At 60.9% G+C, this 24128-nt stretch carries 24 protein-coding genes; 11 read left to right on the top strand and 13 right to left on the bottom strand.

The window, feature by feature from the left end:
* Positions 1-3 precede the first annotated feature (3 nt).
* Genes JBO08_RS20665 through JBO08_RS20655 form a run of 3 tightly spaced genes read right to left on the bottom strand, consistent with a single transcriptional unit; the run spans position 4 to position 3547 of the window.
* On the bottom strand, positions 4-276 hold the full coding sequence (locus JBO08_RS20665) for an oxidative damage protection protein (protein ID WP_065875784.1): 273 nt from the start codon (positions 274-276) through the stop codon (positions 4-6).
* Positions 273-1340, bottom strand: coding sequence for an A/G-specific adenine glycosylase (gene mutY, locus JBO08_RS20660; protein ID WP_065890265.1), 1068 nt, complete (start codon positions 1338-1340; stop codon positions 273-275). The genes JBO08_RS20665 and mutY overlap by 4 nt, the downstream gene beginning before the upstream one ends.
* Positions 1337-3547, bottom strand: a complete 2211-nt coding sequence (locus JBO08_RS20655) for an AsmA family protein (protein WP_220074893.1) — start codon at positions 3545-3547, stop codon at positions 1337-1339. The genes mutY and JBO08_RS20655 overlap by 4 nt, the downstream gene beginning before the upstream one ends.
* A 324-nt stretch (positions 3548-3871) precedes the next feature.
* On the opposite strand from JBO08_RS20655, the gene JBO08_RS20650 reads away from it, so the two are divergent.
* The 7 genes from JBO08_RS20650 (at position 3872) to JBO08_RS20620 (ending at position 9689) form a co-directional block, all read left to right on the top strand.
* Positions 3872-5533 (top strand): OFA family MFS transporter, encoded by a 1662-nt coding sequence (locus JBO08_RS20650; protein ID WP_065875781.1) that lies wholly within the window; start codon positions 3872-3874, stop codon positions 5531-5533.
* A gap of 288 nt (positions 5534-5821) precedes the next feature.
* A complete protein-coding gene (gene hisB, locus JBO08_RS20645) occupies positions 5822-6415 on the top strand; it encodes an imidazoleglycerol-phosphate dehydratase HisB (RefSeq protein WP_017849940.1) in 594 nt (197 codons plus the stop codon).
* Positions 6415-7053: an imidazole glycerol phosphate synthase subunit HisH gene (gene hisH / locus JBO08_RS20640; RefSeq protein WP_065875780.1), complete on the top strand. Its 639-nt coding sequence runs from the start codon at positions 6415-6417 to the stop codon at positions 7051-7053. Before hisB ends, hisH begins: the two co-directional genes overlap by 1 nt.
* Positions 7053-7310: a DUF2164 domain-containing protein gene (locus JBO08_RS20635; RefSeq protein ID WP_010213888.1), complete on the top strand. Its 258-nt coding sequence runs from the start codon at positions 7053-7055 to the stop codon at positions 7308-7310. Before hisH ends, JBO08_RS20635 begins: the two co-directional genes overlap by 1 nt.
* A gap of 39 nt (positions 7311-7349) precedes the next feature.
* Positions 7350-8087, top strand: a complete 738-nt coding sequence (hisA, locus tag JBO08_RS20630) for a 1-(5-phosphoribosyl)-5-[(5-phosphoribosylamino)methylideneamino]imidazole-4-carboxamide isomerase (protein WP_220078212.1) — start codon at positions 7350-7352, stop codon at positions 8085-8087.
* A 9-nt stretch (positions 8088-8096) separates the two neighbouring features.
* Positions 8097-8867, top strand: coding sequence for an imidazole glycerol phosphate synthase subunit HisF (gene hisF / locus JBO08_RS20625; protein WP_017138643.1), 771 nt, complete (start codon positions 8097-8099; stop codon positions 8865-8867).
* Positions 8868-8933: 66 nt separating this feature from the next.
* Positions 8934-9689, top strand: coding sequence for an ABC transporter substrate-binding protein (locus tag JBO08_RS20620; protein ID WP_220074892.1), 756 nt, complete (start codon positions 8934-8936; stop codon positions 9687-9689).
* On the opposite strand, the gene JBO08_RS20615 is transcribed toward JBO08_RS20620, so the two are convergent.
* The 5 genes from JBO08_RS20615 to gpmI all read right to left on the bottom strand — a co-directional run bounded on the left by JBO08_RS20615 (position 9642) and on the right by gpmI (position 16133).
* Positions 9642-10934 (bottom strand): Vps62-related protein, encoded by a 1293-nt coding sequence (locus JBO08_RS20615; protein WP_065875778.1) that lies wholly within the window; start codon positions 10932-10934, stop codon positions 9642-9644. The genes JBO08_RS20620 and JBO08_RS20615 overlap by 48 nt on opposite strands.
* Positions 10935-10997: 63 nt before the next feature.
* Positions 10998-11783, bottom strand: coding sequence for a divergent polysaccharide deacetylase family protein (locus tag JBO08_RS20610; RefSeq protein WP_065875777.1), 786 nt, complete (start codon positions 11781-11783; stop codon positions 10998-11000).
* Between the two features lies 1 nt (position 11784).
* Positions 11785-13101, bottom strand: a complete 1317-nt coding sequence (locus JBO08_RS20605) for a S41 family peptidase (RefSeq protein ID WP_012721751.1) — start codon at positions 13099-13101, stop codon at positions 11785-11787.
* Between the two features lie 31 nt (positions 13102-13132).
* Positions 13133-14428 (bottom strand): murein hydrolase activator EnvC, encoded by a 1296-nt coding sequence (locus JBO08_RS20600; RefSeq protein WP_065875776.1) that lies wholly within the window; start codon positions 14426-14428, stop codon positions 13133-13135.
* Between the two features lie 178 nt (positions 14429-14606).
* Positions 14607-16133 (bottom strand): 2,3-bisphosphoglycerate-independent phosphoglycerate mutase, encoded by a 1527-nt coding sequence (gene gpmI / locus JBO08_RS20595; RefSeq protein ID WP_065875775.1) that lies wholly within the window; start codon positions 16131-16133, stop codon positions 14607-14609.
* Positions 16134-16284: 151 nt separating this feature from the next.
* On the opposite strand from gpmI, the gene JBO08_RS20590 reads away from it, so the two are divergent.
* Genes JBO08_RS20590 through secB form a run of 3 tightly spaced genes read left to right on the top strand, consistent with a single transcriptional unit; the run spans position 16285 to position 17476 of the window.
* Positions 16285-16698, top strand: a complete 414-nt coding sequence (locus tag JBO08_RS20590; RefSeq protein ID WP_049710466.1) for a rhodanese-like domain-containing protein — start codon at positions 16285-16287, stop codon at positions 16696-16698.
* Between the two features lies 1 nt (position 16699).
* Positions 16700-16954, top strand: coding sequence for a glutaredoxin 3 (gene grxC / locus JBO08_RS20585; protein ID WP_033896917.1), 255 nt, complete (start codon positions 16700-16702; stop codon positions 16952-16954).
* A 42-nt stretch (positions 16955-16996) separates the two neighbouring features.
* On the top strand, positions 16997-17476 hold the full coding sequence (gene secB / locus JBO08_RS20580; RefSeq protein ID WP_003237490.1) for a protein-export chaperone SecB: 480 nt from the start codon (positions 16997-16999) through the stop codon (positions 17474-17476).
* A 120-nt stretch (positions 17477-17596) separates the two neighbouring features.
* On the opposite strand, the gene JBO08_RS20575 is transcribed toward secB, so the two are convergent.
* Positions 17597-18052, bottom strand: coding sequence for a tRNA (cytidine(34)-2'-O)-methyltransferase (locus JBO08_RS20575; RefSeq protein ID WP_065875774.1), 456 nt, complete (start codon positions 18050-18052; stop codon positions 17597-17599).
* Here JBO08_RS20575 and JBO08_RS20570 point away from each other — a divergent pair.
* Positions 18051-18491 carry a hypothetical protein gene (locus JBO08_RS20570; protein WP_065945585.1) on the top strand — a complete coding sequence of 147 codons (441 nt, stop codon included), beginning with the start codon at positions 18051-18053 and terminating at the stop codon, positions 18489-18491. The two genes, JBO08_RS20575 and JBO08_RS20570, sit on opposite strands and share 2 nt — an antisense overlap.
* 529 nt (positions 18492-19020) lie before the next feature.
* Here JBO08_RS20570 and ntrC read toward each other — a convergent pair.
* The 4 genes from ntrC to glnA all read right to left on the bottom strand — a co-directional run bounded on the left by ntrC (position 19021) and on the right by glnA (position 24034).
* Positions 19021-20457, bottom strand: coding sequence for a nitrogen regulation protein NR(I) (ntrC, locus tag JBO08_RS20565; RefSeq protein WP_065875772.1), 1437 nt, complete (start codon positions 20455-20457; stop codon positions 19021-19023).
* Positions 20454-21539, bottom strand: a complete 1086-nt coding sequence (gene glnL, locus JBO08_RS20560; protein ID WP_065875771.1) for a nitrogen regulation protein NR(II) — start codon at positions 21537-21539, stop codon at positions 20454-20456. Before glnL ends, ntrC begins: the two co-directional genes overlap by 4 nt.
* A 371-nt stretch (positions 21540-21910) precedes the next feature.
* On the bottom strand, positions 21911-22447 hold the full coding sequence (locus JBO08_RS20555) for a chorismate mutase (protein ID WP_065889163.1): 537 nt from the start codon (positions 22445-22447) through the stop codon (positions 21911-21913).
* Between the two features lie 180 nt (positions 22448-22627).
* Positions 22628-24034, bottom strand: coding sequence for a type I glutamate--ammonia ligase (glnA, locus tag JBO08_RS20550; protein ID WP_012721762.1), 1407 nt, complete (start codon positions 24032-24034; stop codon positions 22628-22630).
* Positions 24035-24128: the final 94 nt, after the last annotated feature.

Below are 24128 nucleotides of genomic sequence, written 5' to 3'. Positions count from 1 at the left end.
CAATTATTGAGCAGGCGGCACGTAGCCGTCTGCCTTGGCGTATTCCTCGCCGGAAAAGAACTTGTCCATCTCGCCTGCCAGGTATTTACGGTCTTCGGCGTTCATCATGTTCAGGCGTTTTTCGTTGATCAGCAGAGTCTGGTGTTTCAGCCAGTCGGCCCAGGCTTTGGCGGAGACGTGCTCGAAAATGTCCTGGCCCTTGGCACCTGGGTACGGAGGGCGTTCGAGGCCTGGCAATTCTTCTTTGTACTTGCGGCACATGATGGTGCGGGTCATGACGAAACTCCTGCATTCAATACGTCGGCCGCGCGCTTCAGCAGTTTTTTCACCGGGGCGGCAAGGCCCAGGCGCGGCGGGGTGGCGAGGTTATACCAGAGCCAGTCGGCCTCGGCCACGTGATGGGCGGATTCCTCGACCTGGACCAGCCAGGGTTCGATAGCCAACTGAAAGTGGCTGAAGGTGTGAATCAGGCTCGGCAGTTCCTGTTGCTTGCCCAGTGCCAGCGCGTGCTGGTTGGCCAGGTGCTCCAGGTCTTGCAGGTCATCCAGCTCCGGCAAGCTCCACAGGCCGCCCCACAGACCCGTCGAGGGGCGACGGTAAAGCAGGATCGCGCCTTCGGCATTTGCCAGCAGCGGCATCAGCGTGCGCTTCTGCGGGATGGTCTTGCGCGGCTTGGGGATCGGGTAGCGCGTCTCCAGGCCGAGCATGTGCGCTTCGCAGCCTTTTTCCAGCGGGCACAACAGGCAGCTGGGTTTGCTGCGGGTGCAGAGGGTGGCGCCCATATCCATCATCGCCTGGGTGTAGGCGTTGACGCGATCATGCGGCGTGAAGCGTTCTGCGGTGGCCCACAGTTGCTTGGCCACCTTGGGTTCGCCCGGGTAGCCCTCCTGCGCGGTGAAACGTGCCAGCACGCGTTTGACGTTGCCGTCGAGGATCGGCGCACGCAGGCCCATGCTCAGGCTGGCGATCGCTCCGGCGGTGGACAAGCCTATGCCGGGCAACTCGGTGAGCTTCTCGACATCCTTGGGAAATTCGCCGCCGTATTCGGCCACGATAATCTTCGCCGTCTTTTGCAGGTTGCGCGCCCGGGTGTAGTACCCCAGCCCGGTCCACAAGTGCAGCACTTCATCTTCCGGCGCAGCCGCCAGGGCCTCGACCGTTGGCAGCGACGCCATGAAGCGGTCGAAATAATTGAGCACGGTGCTCACCTGGGTCTGCTGCAGCATGATCTCCGAGACCCACACCCGATAAGGCGTTATGCCCTGTTGCCAGGGCAGGTCGTGGCGACCGTGGCGGTCGTACCAGTTCAGCACCGCCTCTGAAAATTGCTCGTTTCTCATCGATTGAACAGGCCTTTCAGTGCGTCTTTGAGCTTCGGGTTAACCTTGTCGAGCTTCTCTTCAAGCTTCTCGTTGAGGCGGTTGCCCGCCGCCTTGATCGCGACTTGGCCAAGGCCGTCCTTGTCCAGGCGGCACGCCTTGGCGCCCAGCTCCAGCGGGCCACGGCAGCGCAGCGGCACTTCGATGCCCTGGAAGTTGGAGCCCACCTGGCAGGCCGGGTCCGGCGTTTCGCGCTGATCACCTTCGACAATGATGCCGACGCGGTAGTCCATGCCCAGGACGCGCAGATCGACATCGCCATTACCGTTGACCGTCAGGCCCGGGATGCGCACTTTCAGGTCCGGGTTGCTGGCGACACCGTTACGGAAGGTCAGGTTGCCCTTCAGTTCCTGGAACGGCGTGTCCTTGCCTTGCGGTGTGCTGCTCAAGGTTTTGCGGTTGAGCAAGGCGATGCCGGTGCACAGTTGCTGTTCAAGGTTGGCGTTGAGCAGCACGCCGTTGTTGATCACGAAACTGGCGGTGCCGTTGAGGCTGTCGATCAGCGCTTTCTGGCTATTGCCGCGGCCAGTGAGGTTGCTGTCGAGGGTGATCTGGCCCTTCACCGGCGGGGTTTGCCCCTGGGCTTGCAGGATGCGTTCGACCGGTACCTGCTTGATCCGGCTTTGCAGCGCGAGCACCGGGATATCCTGGCGCACATCGAGGTTGCCGTTGGCCTGGAAGGTGCCGTTGTAGAGACCGCCGCTCAGGGTGTCGAGCTTGAGTTGGCCATCGATGCCGGACGCTTTGAGCACGGCATTCTGGATCGGCAACTTGCTCAGGGTCAGTTGGCCAAACGCGAGGTCGGCGTCCACATCCAGCGTGCGCAGGCGGGTCAATGGCAACAGTTTGTCGGTGCTCCAGGCGCCTTTGGTCGGCGCTTCGGGCAGCGGTGTGGTGCCGCCGGCAGCCATGGCACCGGCTTCGCTGTTCTGCACTTCGGCCTGGCGGGCAGCGGCTGCGCCCTTGGCGGATTCGGACTTGGCCGGCAGATAGTTGTCGGCATTGAACGTGTCGCCCTTGAGCTGAACGCGCAGGGATTGCTTGGCGAAATCCTCCACGGCGACGCGACCGGTGAAGGTGCTGCCATCGAGTTTCAGGTTCAGGTCTTCCAGGGCGATGCTGCTTGGCGTGCCCTTGAGGCGGCTGACCAGTTCGACCTTGCTCAGGCTGCCCTCGGCCATTGGCGGCAGCGGGTGGCCGACGCTGTCGAGGAACTTGGCCAGGTCGAATTGGGCGATGGACAGGGCGCCGCTGAGCTGCGGGGTCTTGTCTAGGTCGTTGACCTTCAGCTCGCCCAACGCGCGCAGTTGGTTGGCCGAGAGCTTCATGTTGGTCCATTCGGCGATATTCGCCGCCTGGTCCACCAACAGTTGGCCCTGGGTCGAGAAGGTCACGGTCTTGCCTTGCAGTGGCTCGCCCGTGGCTTCGCCGGTGATCTTCATGTCTTCAAGCTGGTAGCGCTTGAGCGCACGCTGGATGCGCAGGTTGCCGTTGAGTTCGGTCTTGACGCGCATCACCGGCTGATTGCTGCCGAAGAAGGCGGTGAGTTTCACCGGGATGCTGGCGCCTTCATGCACGGCGCCAGCGCTCAATTGGATGCTTTCGGCGCTGAACTGCTTGCCGGTCTGCTCATCGTTGTATTCGATGCGGGCGTTGTTGACCGTCAGGCTGTCGATATCCAGGCGGATGGGTTTTGCCGGCTTGTCCGATTCGGGTTCGGCCGGTTGTTCAACCGAGCCAGGGCTGCCGACGCTCGTCTCTGTCACGTTCTTGCCGATGTCTTCCCAGTTGCCGTGCCCTTCCTTGTTGCGGTTGAGGCGCAGGTTGAGACCTTCGACACGCACGTCACTCATCTGCACTTCGCGGCGCAGCAGCGGCAGCACGCGTACCGACAGGCCGAGCATCTGCAGGTCGGCGAAGGGCTGGGTCGGTGCGGTCAGGGTTGCCACGCTGGCTTCGTGCAGTTCCAGGCCAAGCCAGGGGAACAGGCTCCAGCCGATGTCGCCATTGAGCGTCAGCTCGATGTGGGCCTTGTCGCGGGCAATCTGGCGAATCTCGTCTTTATAGTCGTTGGGATCGAAGAGATGGGTCAGGGCAAAGCCTAGAGCCACAATGATCAGCAACAGCCCGAGAAGTACCAGACCCAGGATTTTGCCGAACGCTTTCATGGGCGAGTCCTTGTATGTCGATTTCAAAATTTAGCCGCAGAGTATAACGCCCGACGGCCTGCGTCAGTGCTCCGATCGTTACATTGTATCCAGCGGTGGGGGAACGGGTTTTTGGCGTCAAATAAACAAATTTCCTGAAAAAGGTGATGTCACTTTGGTTTTTCTGTCATCGACAGGTGCTAATCTCTGCACGTTCGTCCGCCTTCTGCGACCTAAGGTCGCGCCTAAAATGGAGCTTCACTCAACAAAACGGCCACGCTTTGCGTGCAAGGCCGAGGGAGAGAGCGCCTGACGGACACATACTAACAACTGGGGGAAACACCAATGAGCACTAGCACTGCGGCAGGTTCATCTGCTGCAAAGCCAGCGTTCCTGTCCAAGGAACGCATCATCGCCAAGCCCGGCTTCAACCGCTGGCTGGTTCCACCGGCCGCCCTGGCTATCCACCTTTGCATCGGCATGGCCTACGGGTTCTCGGTGTTCTGGCTGCCATTGTCCAAGGCGCTGGGTATCACCAAGCCGGTTGCTTGTGCGCCGGACATGAGCTTCATCGCCCAAGTCTTCTCGTCCCAATGCGACTGGCCCATCTCCATGCTGGGCTGGATCTACACCCTGTTCTTCATCTTCCTGGGCTGCTCGGCAGCCATCTGGGGCGGCTGGCTGGAACATGCCGGGCCACGTAAGGCCGGTGTTGTATCGGCGTTGTGCTGGTGTGGCGGCCTGTTGATCTCGGCGCTGGGTATCTATACCCACCAGATCTGGCTGATGTGGATCGGCTCCGGGGTCATCGGCGGTATCGGCCTGGGCCTGGGCTATATCTCGCCTGTATCGACCCTGATCAAGTGGTTCCCGGACAAGCGTGGCATGGCCACCGGTATGGCGATCATGGGCTTCGGCGGTGGTGCGATGGTTGGCGCCCCGTTGGCAGCCGCATTGATGGGGCACTTCGCAACGCCAGACAGCGTGGGTGTATGGCAGAGCTTCCTGGTGATGGCCGCGATCTATTTCGTGTTCATGATCGGCGGCGCCTTGTCCTACCGCGTTCCGCCAACCGGCTGGAAACCTGAGGGCTGGACCGCACCGGCGAAAAAAGCCAGCAACGCGATGATCACCCACCGCCACGTGCACGTGAACGTGGCGTGGAAAACCCCGCAATTCCGCCTGGTTTGGCTGGTGCTGTGCCTGAACGTATCCGCCGGTATCGGCATCCTCGGCATGGCTTCGCCACTGCTGCAGGAAGTGTTCGGCGGCAAGCTGCTGGGTGTGGATGTACCGTTTGGTCAGCTGGATGCCGGTCAACTGGCGTCCATCGCAGCCATCGCAGCAGGTTTCACGGGGTTGTTGAGCCTGTTCAACATCGGTGGCCGATTCTTCTGGGCGTCGTTCTCCGACTACCTGGGGCGTAAAAACACCTACTTCGTGTTCTTCGCCCTGGGCTTTGCCCTGTACGCGTTGATCCCGAACCTGGGGCATTTGGGTAACGTGGCGCTGTTTGTGGCGGCGTTCTGCATCATCCTGTCGATGTACGGCGGTGGTTTTGCGACCGTTCCGGCCTACCTGGCTGACCTGTTCGGTACGCAAATGGTTGGCGCGATCCACGGTCGCCTGCTGACCGCCTGGGCCGCTGCGGGCGTATTGGGTCCGGTATTGGTGAACTACCTGCGTGAGTATCAGCTGAGCATTGGCGTTGAACGCGCGGCGGCCTACGACATCACCTTGTACATCCTCGCCGGCCTGCTGGTGCTGGGTTTCATCTGCAACCTGCTGGTGCGTCCGGTGGCCGACAAGTACTTCATGACCGATGCCGAATTGGCCGCCGAACAGGCGCTTGGCCATGACAAAGGCGCGGATGCGACCACTTCCCTGGAGTGGAAAGCGGCTTCCGGCACTGTGCCATTGGCGATTGCCGCCTGGCTGGTGGTGGGTATTCCGTTGGCGTGGGGTGTGTGGGTGACCCTGCAGAAGACGGCGGTACTGTTCCGCTAGCACCAAACCTGTAGTGAGCGGGCTTGCCCCGCGCTGGGTGGCGCAGCCGCCCCCAAAACCGGACACCGCGTTTTAACTGGAGAATTCGGTGCCTGGGTTGGGGCGGCTGCGCCACCCAGCGCGGGGCAAGCCCGCTCACTACACGACTGGCTCTCACATGTATGCACATGTCTATCCCCGACATCTCTCGCTTCAACTCGTCAGTCTTATCCCCTCCGATGTTTCTGTTTAGCGCCCGCGCCCCTATAATGGCTGCCTTTTTCGCCCAATGATTTTGCGGAGCTGGTGATGGCCGAACGTAAGGCGTCCGTCGAGCGCGACACTCTGGAAACCCAGATCAAAGCCTCGATCAACCTGGATGGCACCGGAAAGGCCCGATTTGATATCGGTGTCCCTTTTCTTGAGCACATGCTGGACCAGATCGCCCGTCACGGGCTGATCGACCTGGATATCGTCAGCAAGGGCGACCTGCATATCGACGACCACCACACGGTGGAAGACGTTGGCATCACCCTCGGCCAGGCGTTTGCCAAGGCTATCGGCGACAAAAAAGGCATCCGTCGCTACGGTCACGCCTATGTCCCGCTGGACGAAGCGCTGTCGCGTGTGGTCATCGACTTCTCCGGCCGCCCAGGCCTGCAGATGCACGTGCCCTACACCCGCGCCACCGTGGGCGGCTTTGACGTCGACCTGTTCCAGGAATTCTTCCAGGGTTTCGTCAACCACGCACTTGTCAGCCTGCACATCGACAACCTGCGCGGCACCAACACCCACCACCAGATCGAAACCGTGTTCAAGGCATTCGGCCGCGCGCTGCGCATGGCCGTCGAGCTGGATGAGCGCATGGCCGGGCAGATGCCTTCGACCAAGGGCGTCCTGTAATGCAGACGGTCGCGGTTATCGATTACGGCATGGGTAACCTGCACTCGGTGGCCAAGGCCCTCGAGCACGTCGGTGCCGGCAAGGTGCTGATCACCAGCGATGCCAACGTGATTCGCGAGGCCGACCGCGTGGTGTTCCCTGGTGTTGGCGCGATTCGCGATTGCATGGCCGAGATCCGCCGCCTGGGCTTTGACAGCCTGGTGCGCGAAGTCAGCCAGGACCGTCCGTTCCTCGGCATCTGCGTGGGCATGCAAGCCTTGCTCGACAGCAGTGAAGAGAACGACGGCGTCGACTGCATCGGTTTGTTCCCGGGTCAGGTGAAGTTCTTTGGCAAAGACCTGCATGAAGACGGCGAACACCTGAAAGTCCCGCACATGGGCTGGAACGAGGTCCGCCAGACCGTGGATCACCCGCTGTGGCACGAAGTGCCGGACATGGCGCGCTTCTACTTCGTGCACAGCTACTACATCGCCGCCGGTCAACCGGGCCAGGTGGTGGGTGGCGGACACTACGGCGTCGACTTCGCCGCAGCGCTGGCCGAAGGTTCGCGCTTTGCCGTGCAGTTCCACCCGGAGAAGAGCCATACCCACGGCCTGCAATTGCTGCAGAACTTCGCCGCCTGGGATGGTCGCTGGTAATGGCCAGGAAGCCGAAGCAGCCGATCTTGAACCTCACCCCCGAGCAGGAGAGTGAGGCTACCCTCAAGATCAAGCGCTTCATGGAAGACCGCTTCGAGCTCAAGCTGGGCTCGTTCGAGGTCGCCGAGATTCTTGAGCTGTTCACCACCGAAGTGGCTCCGCACTATTACAACAGAGCGATTTTCGATACGCAGACGCTCCTTAAAGAAAGGTTCGAAAGCATCGAAAGCGACCTGTGGTCGCTTGAGAAACCCTGATTTCCCAAGCATTGCTGAATATCGAATAAGGTTTGCCAGATGCTGATTATCCCCGCTATCGATCTCAAGGACGGCGCCTGCGTCCGTCTGCGCCAAGGCCGCATGGAAGACTCCACCGTGTTCTCCGATGACCCGGTGAGCATGGCTGCCAAATGGGTGGAAGGGGGCTGCCGTCGTCTGCATCTGGTGGACCTGAACGGCGCCTTCGAAGGCCAACCGGTCAACGGCGAGGTGGTCACTGCGATCGCCAAACGCTACCCGAACCTGCCGATTCAGATCGGCGGCGGTATCCGCTCCCTGGAAACCATCGAGCACTACGTCAAGGCTGGCGTGAGCTACGTGATCATTGGCACCAAGGCCGTGAAAGACCCAGCCTTCGTCGCCGAAGCCTGCCGCGCATTCCCAGACAAAGTCATCGTGGGCCTGGACGCCAAGGATGGTTTCGTCGCCACCGACGGCTGGGCTGAAATCAGCACCATCCAAGTGATTGACCTGGCCAAGCAGTTCGAAGCCGACGGCGTGTCCGCCATCGTTTATACCGACATCGCCAAAGACGGCATGATGCAGGGCTGCAACGTGCCGTTCACCGCTGCGCTGGCCGCTGCGACAAAGATTCCGGTGATCGCCTCCGGCGGCATTCACAACCTGGGCGACATCAAGTCGCTGCTGGACGCCAAGGCCCCCGGCATCATCGGCGCCATCACCGGCCGCGCGATCTACGAAGGTACCCTGGACGTCGCCGAAGCCCAGGCTTACTGCGACGCCTACAACGGCTGAGGACTGACCATGGCGCTGGCCAAACGCATCATCCCTTGCCTGGACGTCGACAACGGTCGCGTGGTCAAGGGCGTCAAGTTCGAGAACATCCGTGATGCCGGCGACCCGGTGGAAATCGCGCGTCGCTATGATGAGCAAGGTGCCGACGAGATTACCTTTCTCGACATCACTGCCAGCGTCGACGGCCGCGACACCACATTGCATACCGTCGAACGCATGGCCAGCCAGGTATTCATCCCGCTGACCGTGGGCGGTGGTGTGCGCACCGTGCAGGACATCCGCAACTTGCTCAATGCCGGCGCGGACAAGGTGTCGATCAACACGGCAGCGGTGTTCAACCCGGAGTTCGTCGGCGAAGCAGCGCAGCACTTCGGCTCGCAATGCATCGTCGTTGCCATCGACGCCAAAAAAGTCTCCGGCCCGGGCGAAACCCCGCGCTGGGAGATCTTCACCCACGGCGGTCGCAAGCCGACCGGCCTGGACGCGGTGGAGTGGGCAATGAAGATGGAAGCCCTCGGCGCCGGTGAAATCCTGCTGACCAGCATGGACCAGGACGGCATGAAAAACGGCTTCGACCTGGGCGTGACCCGCGCCATCAGCGATGCGCTGGGCATTCCAGTGATCGCTTCCGGCGGCGTCGGCAACCTGCAGCATTTAGCCGATGGTGTGATCGAAGGCCACGCCAGCGCGGTGCTGGCGGCGAGTATTTTCCACTTTGGCGAGTACACCGTTCCCGAGGCCAAGGCCTACATGGCGGCGCGCGGTATCGTCGTTCGCTAAACGCTGCTGGACACCATGGCAAGTGCGCGGCACTCTCTGCGCTTGCCATGGATTCCGGTAGCCTTCATGTTCAAGACCCTGCTGCTCGTCCTCGCCAGTACTTCCCTTCTGCTGGCAGGTTCGGCCAACGCCGAAGAACCGTCTGACGCCTCCCTGGTGTTGCTGACGGAAAACTTCCCGCCCTACAACATGGCGAAAAACGGCAAGAACTTCGCCAAGGACGAGAACATCGAAGGCATCGCCGTGGACATCGTGCGCGAGACCTTCAAGCGTGCCGGCATTTCCTACAACCTCACCCTGCGTTTTCCTTGGGAGCGCATCTACAAGCTCGCCCTGGAAAAACCTGGCTATGGCGTATTCGTGATGGCCCGTTTGCCGGATCGCGAGGCGTTATTCAAATGGGTCGGCCCTATCGGTCCGGACGATTGGGTGCTACTGGCCAAGGCCGACAGCAAGATCCAACTGACCGACCTTGAGCACGCGCGCCGCTACAAGATCGGCGCCTACAAGGGCGACGCCATTGCTGAAACGCTGGAAAAGCAGGGCCTTAACCCGGTCGTTGCACTGCGTGACCAAGACAATGCGCAAAAGCTGGTGGAAGGCCAGATTGATCTGTGGGCGACCGGTGACCCGGCGGGTCGTTACCTAGCCCGCCAGGTCGGGGTGACCCAGCTTAAAACCGTCTTGCGCTTCAACAGTGCCCAGCTTTACCTGGCGTTGAATAAAGACGTGCCGGATGAAGTGGTGAGCAAGCTGCAGGCGGCGCTTGATCAGTTACGGGATGAGGGCGTTATCGATCAAATCATGGCCCGTTACCTCTAGGTTCGGCTCTGCTTGAGGGGCTTCTGATGCTGGAGGCGCTTCATCCGGCAATGGCGCGGCCTCGGAAGACTCGCTCATATAAATGTGATCACCATTGGTGTAGCTGACGGTACCTGAAACCTGGCTGCCGTCCTGACGCAGCAGGCAATACTCACTGCGCACAAGGTAAGCCGCGACGGCTTTGTTTGGCGGGACGTAAGTGATGATTTCCAGCGGCGAGGCGTGGCTCCAGCCTTTCGCCGAGCGTTGGGTGTGCGTGAAGTCTCGGTCCAGATGCGCCGAAAAATTCAACTCAAAGGCATGTGGGTACACGGGCCACTCGTTGCTCAGGTCGATGCTGGTGTTGGCTGCCAGGGCCTTGGCATTTCCTCCCAGTTCGCCCTTGGTGGCCGTCCACATGAACGGCTGACTGGTCGCCTCGGTGTTGTGCCCGAAGCCGGCGATAAGGTGGCGGTCCGTGCGCTCCAGGCGATAGGTGGGCGACGACTGAGACTGTTCGACTGCAGTCAGCTCCGGGTCTTTTACACAGAACCACGGCAGCTCGCACACCTGAAGCGTTGAGGTGGTGTCATCCGCAGCAGGGCTTTCATGCCCGATGAGGGCGGGAGGTGCCGGCAGGTCGCTGAGTTGCGCGGTCAGCGCCAGCCGCAGCGCGTAGGTCTCTACGCTTGGCCTGGCATAACTGTCACTGCCAAGGAAGGTGCCAGGTGCCAGGTAGGCTTCGCCGGGAGATGCACCGGGAGGGATGACCGACCAGGCGCTGAAATCGTTGGCGGAGCCGCTGCCTTTATCATTCCAGATCAGTTCGCCCGCTTGAGCTGTTACGACCAGGTCTGCTCGTACGCAGCGTACGGCATGGCGCGAAGGTTTGTCGTAGCCGACACCGCACACCAGTCCCATCGTGACGTAACCCTCCGGGGGCAGCGGGCGCCAGATTGAAAAATTGGCGTGAGCGCCAGTCCCTTCATCGTGCCACACCAATTGATAGTCAACGGGCGCACGCAGGGCCGTGCCGTCGACCTTATTCGCGTCGCTCACGACGGCGACGATCTTGCTGTGGTTGATATTGCGATAGTGACCCACCGCAATATCACCCAGGGCGTAAAACGGGTTCAGCGCGTCGGATGTCATGCTGGGCCGCCAGAGGCCGACGGCTTCGTGCGCGCTGGACCCCTTGTCGTTCCACAGGGGCAGGAATTCGCTGGTAAAGCTGATGAGCAGGTCGTTGAATTGCAGAGGCTTCATGATGGGCTCTCCAGTTGATGGGAGCATCAACTATCGAGCAGTCAGCGCATTGCCGGGCTGTATCTATCTACGCGCAGGAAGGTAGGTGCCGTTTTTGCCGTGACCCGCCATCGCTTGGTTACTGCGCACGCTGATCATCAACTTGATATCGATCCAATCGACGCCCTGAGCCTTAAGTTTGGGCAGCTCGCGCTCCAGCACCGCCAGGGTTTGCGGGTAAGGGTGACCGATCATCACGACCGAACCCTGCTTGTGGGCCAGCTTGATTGCGGTCTGCAATTGCGTGGTGATCGCTGCTTCAGTGCGCTCGTCATCGAGGAATACATCCCGCGAGACATGGGCCAATCCAATCTTCTGCGCCTCGGCTGCCGCGACGGTCTGCGCGCTGGTGCGGCTGTCGACGAAGAACTTGTTGCGCCGTTGCAGCTCGGCCATCAACCAGGCCATGGCGACCGGTTGCGCGGTCATGCGGCTGCCCATGTGGTTGTTGATGCCTGCGGTGTAGGGCACCGCCTTGAACGCAGCGTCCAGGCGCTTGGCGAGTTCTTCGATGGGCAGCTCAGGGTGCCAGGCGAAGGGGCCGGTCGCCGGGTCCATGGGCATATGCAGGATCACGATCTTGCCGGCTTTGTGTGCCTCGCGGGCAAATTCGGCGGCGTGGGGTGTGTCGGGCATGACCGCCGTGGTGACCGGCCCAGGCAGGGCCAGCACGCGACGATCCCGGGGCAGGTTCTGCCCGAGGTCGTCGATGATGAGGGTCAGGTAGGCTTTGTGCGGCTCGCCGGCAGGCGTCGCATGGGCGACGCCTGCCAGGCTGCACAGCACCGCGATGATCAGGGCAAAACGCATATCAACGGCTGCGCGTGATGCTCAGGCCTTTGAGCAGGCTGAGTGCCTGAGCCAGCTGGTAGTCGTCGTCCTGCGGCATCGGCTTGGCTTTCTTGCCGCTGCCGGTCGGTTGGTCGGCGCCGCCGTTGCCATTGCCCAAATGACCTTGCAGGTCCGCTTCTTTGTAGTACTCGCTGTCGATCTCGTTGGTGATCTTGGCCTTGCGCACCTCAATGTCCGGCACGATGCCCTGGGCCTGGATCGAGCGGCCGTTCGGCGTGTAGTACAAAGCAGTGGTGATCTTCAGCGCACGCTCGTTGTTCAGCGGCAACACGGTTTGTACCGAGCCTTTGCCGAAGCTGGTGGTGCCCATCAGCACGCCGCGTTTCTGGTCTTGCAGGGCGCCGGCGACGATTTCCGACGCCGAGGCGCTGCCGCCGTTGATCAGCACGGCCAGCGGCACGTTTTCGCTGAGGTCGTTGCCGGTGGCCGAGAAGCGCAGTTCGGAGTTGGCAATACGGCCCTTGGTGTAGACGATCAGGCCCTTGGTGATGAAGTGATCAACCACTTCCACCGCCGATTGCAGCACGCCGCCTGGGTTGTTGCGCAGGTCGAGCACGATGCCGCTGAGTTTCTTGCCGTTGTCCTTGCGCAGCTTGGCCAGGGCCTTGGCCACTTCGTCACCGGTCTTGACCTGGAACTGGGTGATACGGATGTAACCGTAGCCCGACTCCAGCAGCTGGCTCTTCACGCTCTTGACCACAATGGTCGCGCGGGTCAGCGTTACATCGAACGGGTTGCCGCCGTCGCGTACCAGGGTCAGGGTGATTTTCTGGCCGATCTTGCCGCGCATCTTGTCGACGGCTTCGGTCATGGTCTGGCCACGGGTCGGCTGGCCGTTGATCTTGACGATGAAGTCGCCGGCCTGGATGCCGGCCTTCGACGCGGGGGTGTCATCGATCGGCGAGACCACCTTGATGTTGCCGTCTTCGGCGCCAACTTCAATGCCCAGGCCGCCGAACTCACCGCTGGTGCTTTCCTGCAGCTCGGCAAAATCTTCCGGGCCCAGGTAGGCGGAGTGCGGGTCGAGGTTGCTGAGCATGCCCTTGATGGCATTCTCCAGCAGGGTCTTGTCATCTACGGGTTCGACATAGGCTGCCTTGATCCGGTCCATGACCTCGGCAAAGGTGCGCAGCTCGTCCAGCGGCAACGGCGCCTTGGTGGTCGCGGCGGTGGCAGCAGGTGCAGCCGGGGCGGCCTGGTCGGCGAAAGCCAGGGGCGCGCCGATCACCAGGGCGATCGTCAGGGCCAGCGAAGTGAGGCGGGACAAATGCAGCATGTCGAACGAACTCCTAATGTAGATGCGACCCTTATCCTTGGGTTCTGCACCATTGTGCAGGATCGCTCGGGCGACCCTGCTGACGAATAGCGAAGTACAGCGCCGGAGTGTCCTGGCCACCACTGTTACCCACAGTGGAGATGGATTCACCGGCTTTTACAACATCACCTGCCGACTTGAGTAAAGTCTGATTGTGGCCGTAAAGGCTCAAATAGCCATTACCGTGGTCGAGAATCACCAACAAACCGGCGCCGCGCAGCCAATCGGCAAATACCACGCGCCCACCGTGAACAGCGTGGACCTGGCTGCCGGCAGAGGCGCTGATCATCACCCCGTCCCACTTGGCGCGGGTGTCATCGCCACGGGTTTCACCGAAGCGTGCCAGTAATCGACCATCAACCGGCCATGGAAGTTTGCCGCGAGCTGAAGCAAAAGGGCCGCCGAACGACTCGCCGGCGCTGGAAACCAGCGGGCCAGGGGCTGCATGCGCCGGTTTGCGCGGTGCCGGGGCGTCCGAGGTGGCAGCCAGTTCGGCCTCACGCTGGCGCTTTTTTTCGGCTTCCTGCTGGGCGATCAGCGCTTTCTGCCGCGCTTCTTCGGCCTCACGTGCCTGGCGAGCCAGGGTTTCTTCGATGGTCTTGAGCACTTTGGCCAAGTCGGCCTGGTCCTGCTCGCGGGCTTGCAGCTTGGCGTCGCGCGCCTTTACGTCGTCATTGAGCTTGGCCAGGGCCAGCTGGCGCTCCTTGCGGACCTTGTCCAGCTCGTTGCGCTGGGTGTCGAGGGCGCTTTTCTGGTCCTGCAATTGCGATTGCTGGTTGGCGATTTCCTGTTCCACATTGACCAACTGGCGCAGAGTCTCGTTGAAGCTTTTCAATTGCTCCATGCGGGCTTTGCTCAGGTAGTCGTAGTAGGTGAGGGTGCGCGCAAATTTCTCAGGGTTCTGCTGGTTGAGCAGCAGCTTGAGGTACTCCTGGCGGCCGTTCTGGTAGGCGGCGCGGGCCTGGATTGCGATCAGGCGTTGCTGTTCAACGCGTGCGCTCTGGAGTTTTTTTTTCTCAGCGTCGAGTCGCTCCAGTTCCGACTCGCTCTTCTTTAATTCTTTTTGTAGCTCCTGGACCTGCTTCTCCAGCTTGCCCATCTCGGTTTCCGTGCCGCGTAGGTCTTTCTGCACCCCGGACTTTTCTTCCTGGAGCTTGCCGAGCAGCTTTTTCAGCTCGGTAATGTCCTGACGCGTAGCGTCCAACTGTTGTTGGGTTTGTGCGCGCTCATCGGCAAACGCCGGTTGGAGCAGGCAGACAAGAGCAAGGGTAATCAAGGCGCGAAGCATAGAGGCGGGCGACACCAGGGAAATGGACGGCCTAGTATGCCCGCCAAGCGCGGCAAAAAAAACGCCCAATTGGGGCTGGAAGGCAAGATAGGTGCCGAGTGGCACAGGTATGGCGAAAAGATATCTTCCAAACAGCGCAAAACCAATGTGGGAGCGGGTTTTTGGGTGAGGCTGAGAATCAGACCAGGATCGAGGTCCCGGTCATTTCTTGCGGCTTCTCCAGCCCCATCAACATCAACATAGTCGGCGCCACATCCGCCAGCACGCCGCCTTCACGCACTTTGAAGTCGCGCTTGCCGACGTAGATGAACGGTACCGGCTCGGTAGTGTGGGCGGTGTGGGCCTGGCCGGTGGATTCGTCGGACATTTGCTCGCAGTTGCCGTGGTCGGCAGTGATCAGCGCTTCGCCGCCGACTTTTTCCAGGGCATCGACGATGCGGCCGACGCACAGGTCCAGGCATTCCACGGCTTTGGTGGCGGCTTCCAGGTTGCCGCTGTGGCCGACCATGTCGCCGTTGGCGTAGTTGACCACGATCACGTCGTAACGCTGGTGTTCGATGGCGTCGACGATCTTGTCGGTGACTTCCGGCGCGCTCATTTCCGGCTGCAGGTCGTAAGTGGCGACTTTTGGCGACGGGATCAGGATGCGCTCTTCGCCCGGGAACGGCTCTTCACGGCCACCGGAGAAGAAAAACGTCACGTGGGCGTATTTTTCGGTTTCGGCGATGCGCAGCTGGGTCTTGCCGTTTTTCGCCAGGTAGTCGCCCAGCACGTTATCCAAGGTGCCTGCTGCAAAAGCGGCGGGAGCCGGGATGCTCGCGGCGTATTGGGTCAGGCCCACGTACTGCACCTTCGGCTGGCGCGCGCGCTCGAACTCCTTGAAGCCGTCTTCGACAAACACGCGGCTCAGCTCGCGGGCGCGGTCGGCGCGGAAGTTCATGAACACCACGGCGTCGCCGTCTTCGACTTTCACCGGCTCACCGATGGTGGTGGCTTTGACAAATTCATCGCTCTCGCCACGGGCGTAGGCGGCTTCGAGGCCTTCCTGGGCGGTGGCGGCGTGGAATTCGGCCTGGCCGTCGACGATCAGGTTGTAGGCCTGGGCTACGCGGTCCCAGCGGTTGTCGCGGTCCATGGCGAAGTAACGGCCGACCAGGCTGGCGATACGGCCTTTGCCCAGGGCGGCGAAGGTGGTGTCGAGCAGTTCGATCGACGATTGCGCGCTTTTCGGCGGGGTGTCACGGCCGTCGAGGAAGGCGTGCAGGTAGATCTTGTCAGCGCCGCGCTTGAACGCCAGTTCGGCCATGGCGACCAAGTGGTCCTGGTGGCTGTGGACGCCACCATCCGACAACAAGCCCATGAAATGCACAGCTTTACCGGCAGCCACTGCTTTATCGACCGCCGCGCAGATGGTCGGGTTCTCGAAGAACTCGCCATCGCGGATCGCTTTGGTCACACGTGTGAAGTCTTGATAGACCACTCGTCCGGCGCCGAGATTCATATGGCCGACTTCCGAGTTGCCCATCTGGCCGTCCGGCAGGCCCACGTCCATGCCCGAGCCGGAGATCAGGCCGTTCGGCACGGTGGCGGTCAAACGATCGAGTACCGGCTTCTTGGCCGCGTACACCGCGTTGTCGTGGTGGCTTTCACTGTGTCCGAAGCCATCGAGAATTATCAGGACCAAAGGTTTAGGCGTGGTAGTCATAGATCCTCTCGCGGCGGTAATAAAGGAAGACAATTGAAAAGGGAGTGGCAGTTTAAAGCGAAGTTCCGACCACGTCACCGCTTTACGGGGGTTGGCCCCCCCTGACGGCTGTGTATACTTACCGCCATTTTAACGCCCTGGAACCTCCTTGATGGTTGATCACCTGATTGCATTTGCCACTGCCCACTACCTGCTTGTGGGTGCCTTCGTCATCCTGCTGGCGCTGCTGATCGCTCACGAATTGAGCCGCGGTGGCCGCAGCCTGAGCACGGCGGAGCTGACCGCGCTGGTCAACAAGGATGAGGCCGTTGTCGTGGATATCCGCCCGGCCAAGGATTTCGCCGCTGGCCATATCGTCGGCGCCCTGAACATTCCTCAGGACAAGCTGATCGCGCGCCTGGCCGAGCTGGAAAAGCACAAGGCCAAGACCATCATCCTGGTCGACGCCCAAGGCCAGCACTCCGGCACCCACGCCCGTGAGATGCTCAAGTCCGGTTTCACCGCCGCCAAACTGTCCGGCGGTATTGGCAGCTGGAAGGCCGATAACCTGCCACTGGTGAAGTGATATGAGCCAGGTTGTCGTGTATTCCAGCGATTGGTGCCCTTACTGCATGCGGGCCAAGGCCTTGCTGGAGAAAAAGGGCGTTGCCTTCGAAGAGATCAAGGTCGACGGCAAACCCCAGGTGCGTGCCGAAATGGCCCAGAAGGCGGGGCGCACGTCCGTGCCGCAAATCTGGATCGGCGCCAGGCACATCGGTGGCTGCGATGACCTGTTCGCCCTGGAGCGCGCCGGTAAACTCGATGCGCTGCTGCTCGTCTGACTTCTAAACCCTAAAAGACCCCAAGATAGAGAAGGATCTGCGATGACTGATCAACAGAACACCGAAGCAGCAGAAGCCCAAGGCCCACAGTTCTCGCTGCAGCGGATCTACGTGCGTGACCTGTCGTTCGAAGCGCCGAAAAGCCCGGCGATCTTCCGCCAGGAATGGACCCCAAGCGTTGCGCTGGACCTGAATACCCGTCAAAAAGCACTGGAAGGCGATTTCCATGAAGTCGTGCTGACCCTGTCGGTCACCGTCAAGAACGGCGAAGAAGTGGCCTTCATCGCTGAAGTGCAACAGGCCGGTATCTTCCTGATCCAAGGCCTGGACGAAGCGTCCATGAGCCACACCCTGGGTGCGTTCTGCCCGAACATCCTGTTCCCGTATGCCCGCGAGACCCTGGACAGCCTGGTCACCCGTGGCTCGTTCCCGGCGCTGATGCTGGCACCGGTGAACTTCGATGCCCTGTATGCGCAAGAGCTGCAGCGCATGCAAAGTGAAGGTTCGTCGACCGTTCAATAAGCTGCGGATGTAAAAAATGTGGGAGCGGGCTTGCTCGCGAAGGCGGTACTTCAGTCGATACCTTCATTGACTGGCACACTGCTTTCGCGAGCAAGCCCGCTCCCACATTCGTTAGGGGTGTTATTTAAAGCCGAGTTGGCGCCAGCCTTCGTAGACAGCGACGGCCACGGTGTTGGACAGGTTCAAGCTGCGGCACCCCTCGCGCATCGGCAAACGCAGACGATGACCGTCTGGCAGTGCGTCCAGCACCTCCGGCGGCAGGCCCCGGCTCTCCGGGCCGAACAGGAACGCGTCGCCCTCGGCAAAGCTGGCATCGTGGAACGGTCGCGAACCCTTGGTGGTGAACGCGAACAGTCGCGGGTGCCCCAGGCTTTCCAGGCAACTCGCCAGGTCGGCATGGCGCTTGAGGGTGGCGTACTCGTGGTAGTCCAGCCCGGCGCGGCGCAGGCGCTTGTCGTCCATGTCAAAGCCCAGGGGCTCGATCAAATGCAGGTGGCAGCCACTGTTGGCGCACAGCCTGATAACGTTGCCGGTATTCGGCGGAATTTCTGGTTGAAAAAGGATGACGTGAAACATGCACGGCTCCGAAGGCAAAGATGCGCTGCATTCTACCCCCGAAGAGGACCCAAGGCCGAAGCTATTGCCCAGGGTCATGGGCTCGTTGGCGATTGTCGGCTTGATGATCGGCTTGATGATTGGCCGCCTGACCACCCCGGACCCGGTCGAACTGCAGCAGGTTGAGACCGCGGCGGATGGCGTGGTGGTGTGGTTCAACAGCGAACCCAAGCTGCACGGCGAGCATATCGACGGCACCGTGGCGCTGTTGTTTGACGCCCAAGGCAAGGGCACCAGTGGGCAACTCAAGATCAATGAAAAGGACGTGAACTGGCGCGTGCGCAAGACCGACGGCGGCTTGCTGCTGAACCTGGTGGCGGCTCGGCCGTTGCGCGGGGATTGGAGGGGGGAAGAAGTTGATGGCCGCTGGCGGCTGGAGATCCATCTCCAAGAGCAATAAAAGAGGGAGTTCCCGGCCTGCCTGTACCAGGGCTCCCAAAACGGGGTGAAGCCAGAGGCTTCGGTGTTAAAGAGGGAATCCCCGGCCTGCCTGTACCAAGGTTCCCCAAAGCGGTGTGGAGCGCGATGCGGTTCGCATCAAGCACCCCGGGTGTAAAGAGGGGAGTCTCGGCCTGCCTGTACCAAGGTCCCCGAAACTGGGTAGTACAGGGGTTATTGCAGGGCGCGTGCCAGAGTGGCCAAGGTGTGCCAAAAAAAACTTCTAGAAAGCGCAAAGCCCCGGAATACGGGGCTTCGTTGTTTTCGGGATTCTCTATGTTCTTACTACGATGCTTGCTTGAGGCTTGGAAGGCGTGCGCGATGCTGGTACAGGGTGCATTGAAGCGGTGCACGCGCCTGGACCCTTATGGAGATCCAAATGTGGGAGCGGGCTTGCTCGCGAAGGCGGTGTTTCAGTCACTGATGTGCTGAATGACACCGCCTTCGCGAGCAAGCCCGCTCCCACATTAGATCTTCAGTGAGCCTGTAAGTCAGGCGTCGTCGCCCTCATCGTCGTCACCACCATCGACCTTCATCCCCAGCTCCTTGATCTTGCGCGTCAGGGTGTTGCGGCCCCAGCCCAGCAGCACGGCGGCATCGCGACGGCGACCTGCGGTGTGCTTCAGGGCGGTTTCGATCATGATCCGCTCAAACGCTGGTACGGCGCTGTCCAGCAGGCTCGACTGGCCGCGAGCCAGGGCCTGATCCGCCCATTGGCGCAGCGCCTGCTCCCAGTTGGTCACCGGCGCAGAGTCCTGCGGCAGGCTGAGCAGTTCCGGTGGCAGGTCGCTGATATGCACTTCGCGCCCGGACGCCATCACCGTGATCCAGCGGCAAGTGTTCTCCAGCTGGCGCACGTTGCCTGGCCACGGCAGGTTCTTCAGGTATTCCTCGGTCTCGCTTTTGAGCAGCTTCGGCTCAACCGCCAGCTCTTGCGCGGCGCGGGCAAGGAAGTGGCGGGCGAGCGTCGGGATGTCTTCGCGACGGTCCGACATCCGCGGAATGTGGATACGGATCACATTGAGGCGGTGGAACAAGTCCTCACGGAATTTGCCCGCATGCACCAGGGTTTCCAGGTTCTGGTGGGTCGCGGCGATGATACGCACGTCGACCTTGACCGGCGTGTGCCCGCCAACCCGGTAGAACTCGCCGTCCGCCAGCACGCGCAGCAGGCGGGTCTGGGTATCGGCCGGCATATCACCGATTTCATCGAGGAACAGCGTGCCGCCGTCCGCCTGTTCAAAACGCCCGCGACGCAGGTTGGCGGCGCCGGTAAACGCGCCTTTTTCATGGCCGAACAACTCGGACTCCATCAAGTCCTTCGGGATAGCCGCCATGTTCAACGCAATAAATGGCGAAGCCGCTCGTGGGCTGTGACGGTGCAGGGCGTGGGCCACCAGTTCTTTACCGGTCCCCGATTCGCCATTGATCAGTACGGTGATGTTGGAGTGGCTCAAACGCCCGATGGCGCGAAACACTTCCTGCATCGCCGGCGCTTCGCCGATGATTTCCGGGGTGCGGGTCAGGGCGGGTGGGGCTTCTTGGTTCTGCTGTTCCTGGGCGTGCTGGTTGGCGCGTTTGACCAGCGCCACCGCCTCGTCCACGTCGAATGGCTTGGGCAGGTATTCAAAGGCGCCGCCCTGGTAGGACGCGACAGCGCTGTCCAGGTCCGAGTGCGCGGTCATGATGATCACCGGCAAACGCGGATGCTGCTCGCGAATCCGTGCCAACAGGTCCAGGCCACTGGCGCCGGGCATGCGGATGTCGGAAATGATCACGTCGGGCTGCTGGCGAGCCAGGCGGCTCATCACCCCGTCGGCGCTGTCGAAGCTCTGGGTGGTCATGCCTTCCTGTTGCAAGGCTTTCTCGAGGACCCAGCGGATAGAACGGTCGTCATCGACGATCCAGACAGTTTCACTACGGCTCATGTCGATGGGGCTCCTTGTTCCAGTGGCAGAAAGATCGAGAACGTGGTGTGGCCAGGATGGCTCTCACATTCGATCAGACCCTGGTGCTGGCTGATGATGTTCTGGGTAATGGCCAGGCCCAGCCCGGTACCGTCCGGGCGGCCGCTGACCATGGGAAAGAAAATGGTTTCCTGCAGTTCCGCAGGAATGCCCGGGCCGTTGTCGATGATCTCGACCTTGGTCACCAGGCGATGGCGCACATGGCCGATGGTGAACTGGCGCAGGGCACGGGTGCGCAGGCTGATGCGGCCCAGGCGCAGTTCGTTCTGGCTGCTGATGGCTTGCATGGCGTTGCGCACGATATTGAGCACTGCCTGGATCATCTGTTCGCGGTCGATCAATACGTCCGGAATGCTCGGATCATAGTCGCGCACCAAGGTAATGCAGCCCTGGCTTTCGGCCTCGACCAGGTGGCAGACGCGCTCCAGCACTTCGTGCACGTTGGTCATCGCCAGCGACGGCAGTTTGTTGGAGCCGAGCATGCGGTCCACCAGGTTACGCAGGCGGTCGGCTTCTTCGATGATGACGTTGGTGTAGTCCTTGAGGTGTTCCTCCGGCAGCTCGCGGGCCAGCAGTTGCGCCGCGCCGCGAATCCCGCCGAGGGGGTTCTTGATCTCATGGGCCAGGCCGCGCACCAGCATCTTGCTGGTTTCCTGCTTGGACAGCTGCGCTTCTTCCTTGGTAATGCGCAGCAGGCGGTCGCGAGGGTGCACTTCGAGCAGCAGCAGGGTCGCGCCATTGCTCAGGATCGGGGTGACGGCGTAGTCGACCGTCAGCGTCTGGCCGGTGAGGGCGGTGAGCATCGCTTCGCGTTTGGTAAACGGGTGTGCCTGCTCCACCGCCTGGCGCAATGAGCTCAAGGCTTCGGCCGACTCGGTGAACAGCTCGCTGATGAACTGCCCATGGCTGCGCTGGCCGCTGATGGCCAGGAGCATCTCTGCTGCCGGGTTCATGTACTCAAGACGCAGATCGGCGTTGAGCAGGATGGTCGCGGTGGTCAGGTTGTCGAGTAACAAACGGTGCAGTGCATCACTGATGGTCATCGGGACCTCTTTTGGAGCAAGGCGCGTGCTTGAGGCACACGCTGATACAAGGAAAATGCAAAAACCAAACCAAGGCTCCGAAAAGAAGCGTTAATCGCCTGAAATAGGCGTTTAAGGCTCGAATCTGTGGCGTTCTGCCAGCTTCATCGGGAAGATTCGAACCAAAATGGGTTGGCCAGGTGGGAAGGGTGCAGTGGGTCGCACCAATATAGTGCGATTTTGTGAAGGTTGTTCAGGAACTAGGAAATTACGGTGAATCGCCTGGAAGGTTGCGGTGGGTGTGGGAGCTGGCTTGCCTGCGATAGCGGTTTTGGATGTACCGCGCTTATCGCAGGCAAGCCAGCTCCCACATTGTGATCGGGGTTACAGCCTCAGTTCTTCTGGATGCACAGCTCGGCCGTGGCGCGAATCATTGCCAGTTGCCGCAAAGGATCGTTCAGCGGCTCATGCACGGCCGTGGCGAGCCATTGCGGGCACTGCGGGTCGGTGCGCTGCGGGCTGAAGTCGGCCAGTTGCTGCAGCAGGCGCTTTTGCAGTTCATCCAGCTGCGGGCGAATCTGCTTGACCAGGTCCGGGCGCGGATCATCGGGCGCCTTTCCCTGGAACTGCCAGTCGGACAGGTGCGTGTACTGCACCAGTTTGTTCGCTTCGATCTGCGCCGAGAAAAACTGCTCGGCGGCGGCAGGGTCCAGCTTGTAGCTTGGCGCCTGGGCGACAACGCTGGCGATCACCTCTTGTTCGCGTTTCTTATCTTCTACGGGTTTTTTGCTGTCCCATTTGCTCAGGGCTACCTGGTCGGCAATTTCCAGGCGCTCGGCGATGCTGTTGAGCAGCGGCTCAAGGGTAGGTGGCGCGGCGCTCGCACCGGTACTGACAAATAACAGAGCGAACACAAATCGGTATTTCAAAGGTGATCTCCTGTGGGAGCGGGCTTGCCCGCGATGGCGGTGGGTCAGTCATACATCAGGTGGCGGGCAGTACGCTATCGCGGGCCAGCCTGCTCCCGCATTCTTCACAAATCGCGGGCAAAAAAAGACCTCCTGAAGGAGGTCTTTTTTCAGCACGCCACGTTAAGCGGCGCTACCGGATCAGCAGCTGTAGTACAGCTCGTATTCCAGCGGGTGTACGAAGGTGCGAACCTTGATTTCTTCCGCGCTTTTCAGCTCGATGTAAGCGTCGATGAAGTCGTCGCTGAACACGCCGCCTTTGGTCAGGAACGCACGGCCCTTGTCCAGCTCTTCCAGGGCTTCTTTCAGGCTGCCACACACTTGTGGGATCTCTTTGGCCTCTTCAGGCGGCAGGTCGTACAAGTTTTTGTCGGCGGCGTCGCCAGGGTGGATCTTGTTCTGGATACCGTCCAGGCCGGCCATGACCAGGGCAGCGAAGGCCAGGTATGGGTTGGCTGCTGGATCCGGGAAGCGCGCTTCGATACGGCGAGCACGAGGGCTGGACACGTAAGGAATACGGATCGACGCGGAACGGTTACGTGCCGAGTAAGCCAGCATTACCGGTGCTTCGAAACCTGGGACCAGACGCTTGTAGGAGTTGGTCGACGGGTTGGTGAAGCCGTTCAGGGCCTTACCGTGCTTGATGATACCGCCGATGAAGTACAGGGCGGTGTCGGACAGGCCGGCATAACCTTCGCCAGCGAAGGTGTTCTTGCCATCTTTGGCGATGGACAAGTGAACGTGCATACCCGAGCCGTTATCGCCGTACAGCGGCTTAGGCATGAAGGTAGCGGTACGGCCGTAGGCAACGGCAGTGTTGTGTACGCAATACTTCAGGGTTTGAACTTCGTCAGCCTTGGCCACCAGGGTGTTGAACTTCACACCGATTTCGTTCTGGCCGGCAGTCGCCACTTCGTGGTGGTGCACTTCGATGACCAGGCCCATGTCTTCCATGGCGTTGCACATGGAGGTACGGATTTCGTGGTCATGGTCGAACGGCGGAACCGGGAAGTAGCCACCTTTGATACCTGGACGGTGGCCATGGTTGCCGCCTTCCACGTCCTGGTCGGACATCCAGGAGCCTTGTTCGGAGTAGATCTTGAACATCGAACCGGAGATGTCGGACTTGAACTTGACCTGGTCGAAGATGAAGAATTCTGGCTCCGGGCCTACGAATACAGTGTCGCCGATGCCGGTCGACTTCAGGTATTCCTCGGCACGCTTGGCGATCGCACGTGGGTCGCGGTCGTAGCCTTGCATGGTCGAAGGCTCGATCACGTCGCAAACCAGGATCAGGGTTGGCTCTTCGGTGAACGGGTCCAGCACGGCAGTGCTGTCGTCCGGCATCAGGATCATGTCGGAGGCTTCGATGCCTTTCCAGCCAGCGATGGAGGAACCGTCGAACATTTTGCCTTCTTCAAAGAAAGCATCATCCAGCGCATCGCGAGCCGGCATGGTCACGTGGTGCTGAGTGCCTTTGGTGTCCGTGAAGCGCAGATCAATCCATTTAACGTCATGATCTTTGATGAGTTGAACCGACTTCGACATAGTGTCCTCCGGGTGGCTTCGGGCTGGGTAGTGGAGTAGCCCTTAGAATTTGGGTGATGCCGGCGCGGATACTCCGCCATGGCAACCTGCCTCA

The sequence above is a fragment of the Pseudomonas sp. LAP_36 genome, assembly GCF_019456785.1.
Taxonomy (GTDB): Bacteria; Pseudomonadota; Gammaproteobacteria; order Pseudomonadales; family Pseudomonadaceae; genus Aquipseudomonas; species Aquipseudomonas tritici.
This window is presented reverse-complemented; position numbering and strand designations above follow the sequence as displayed.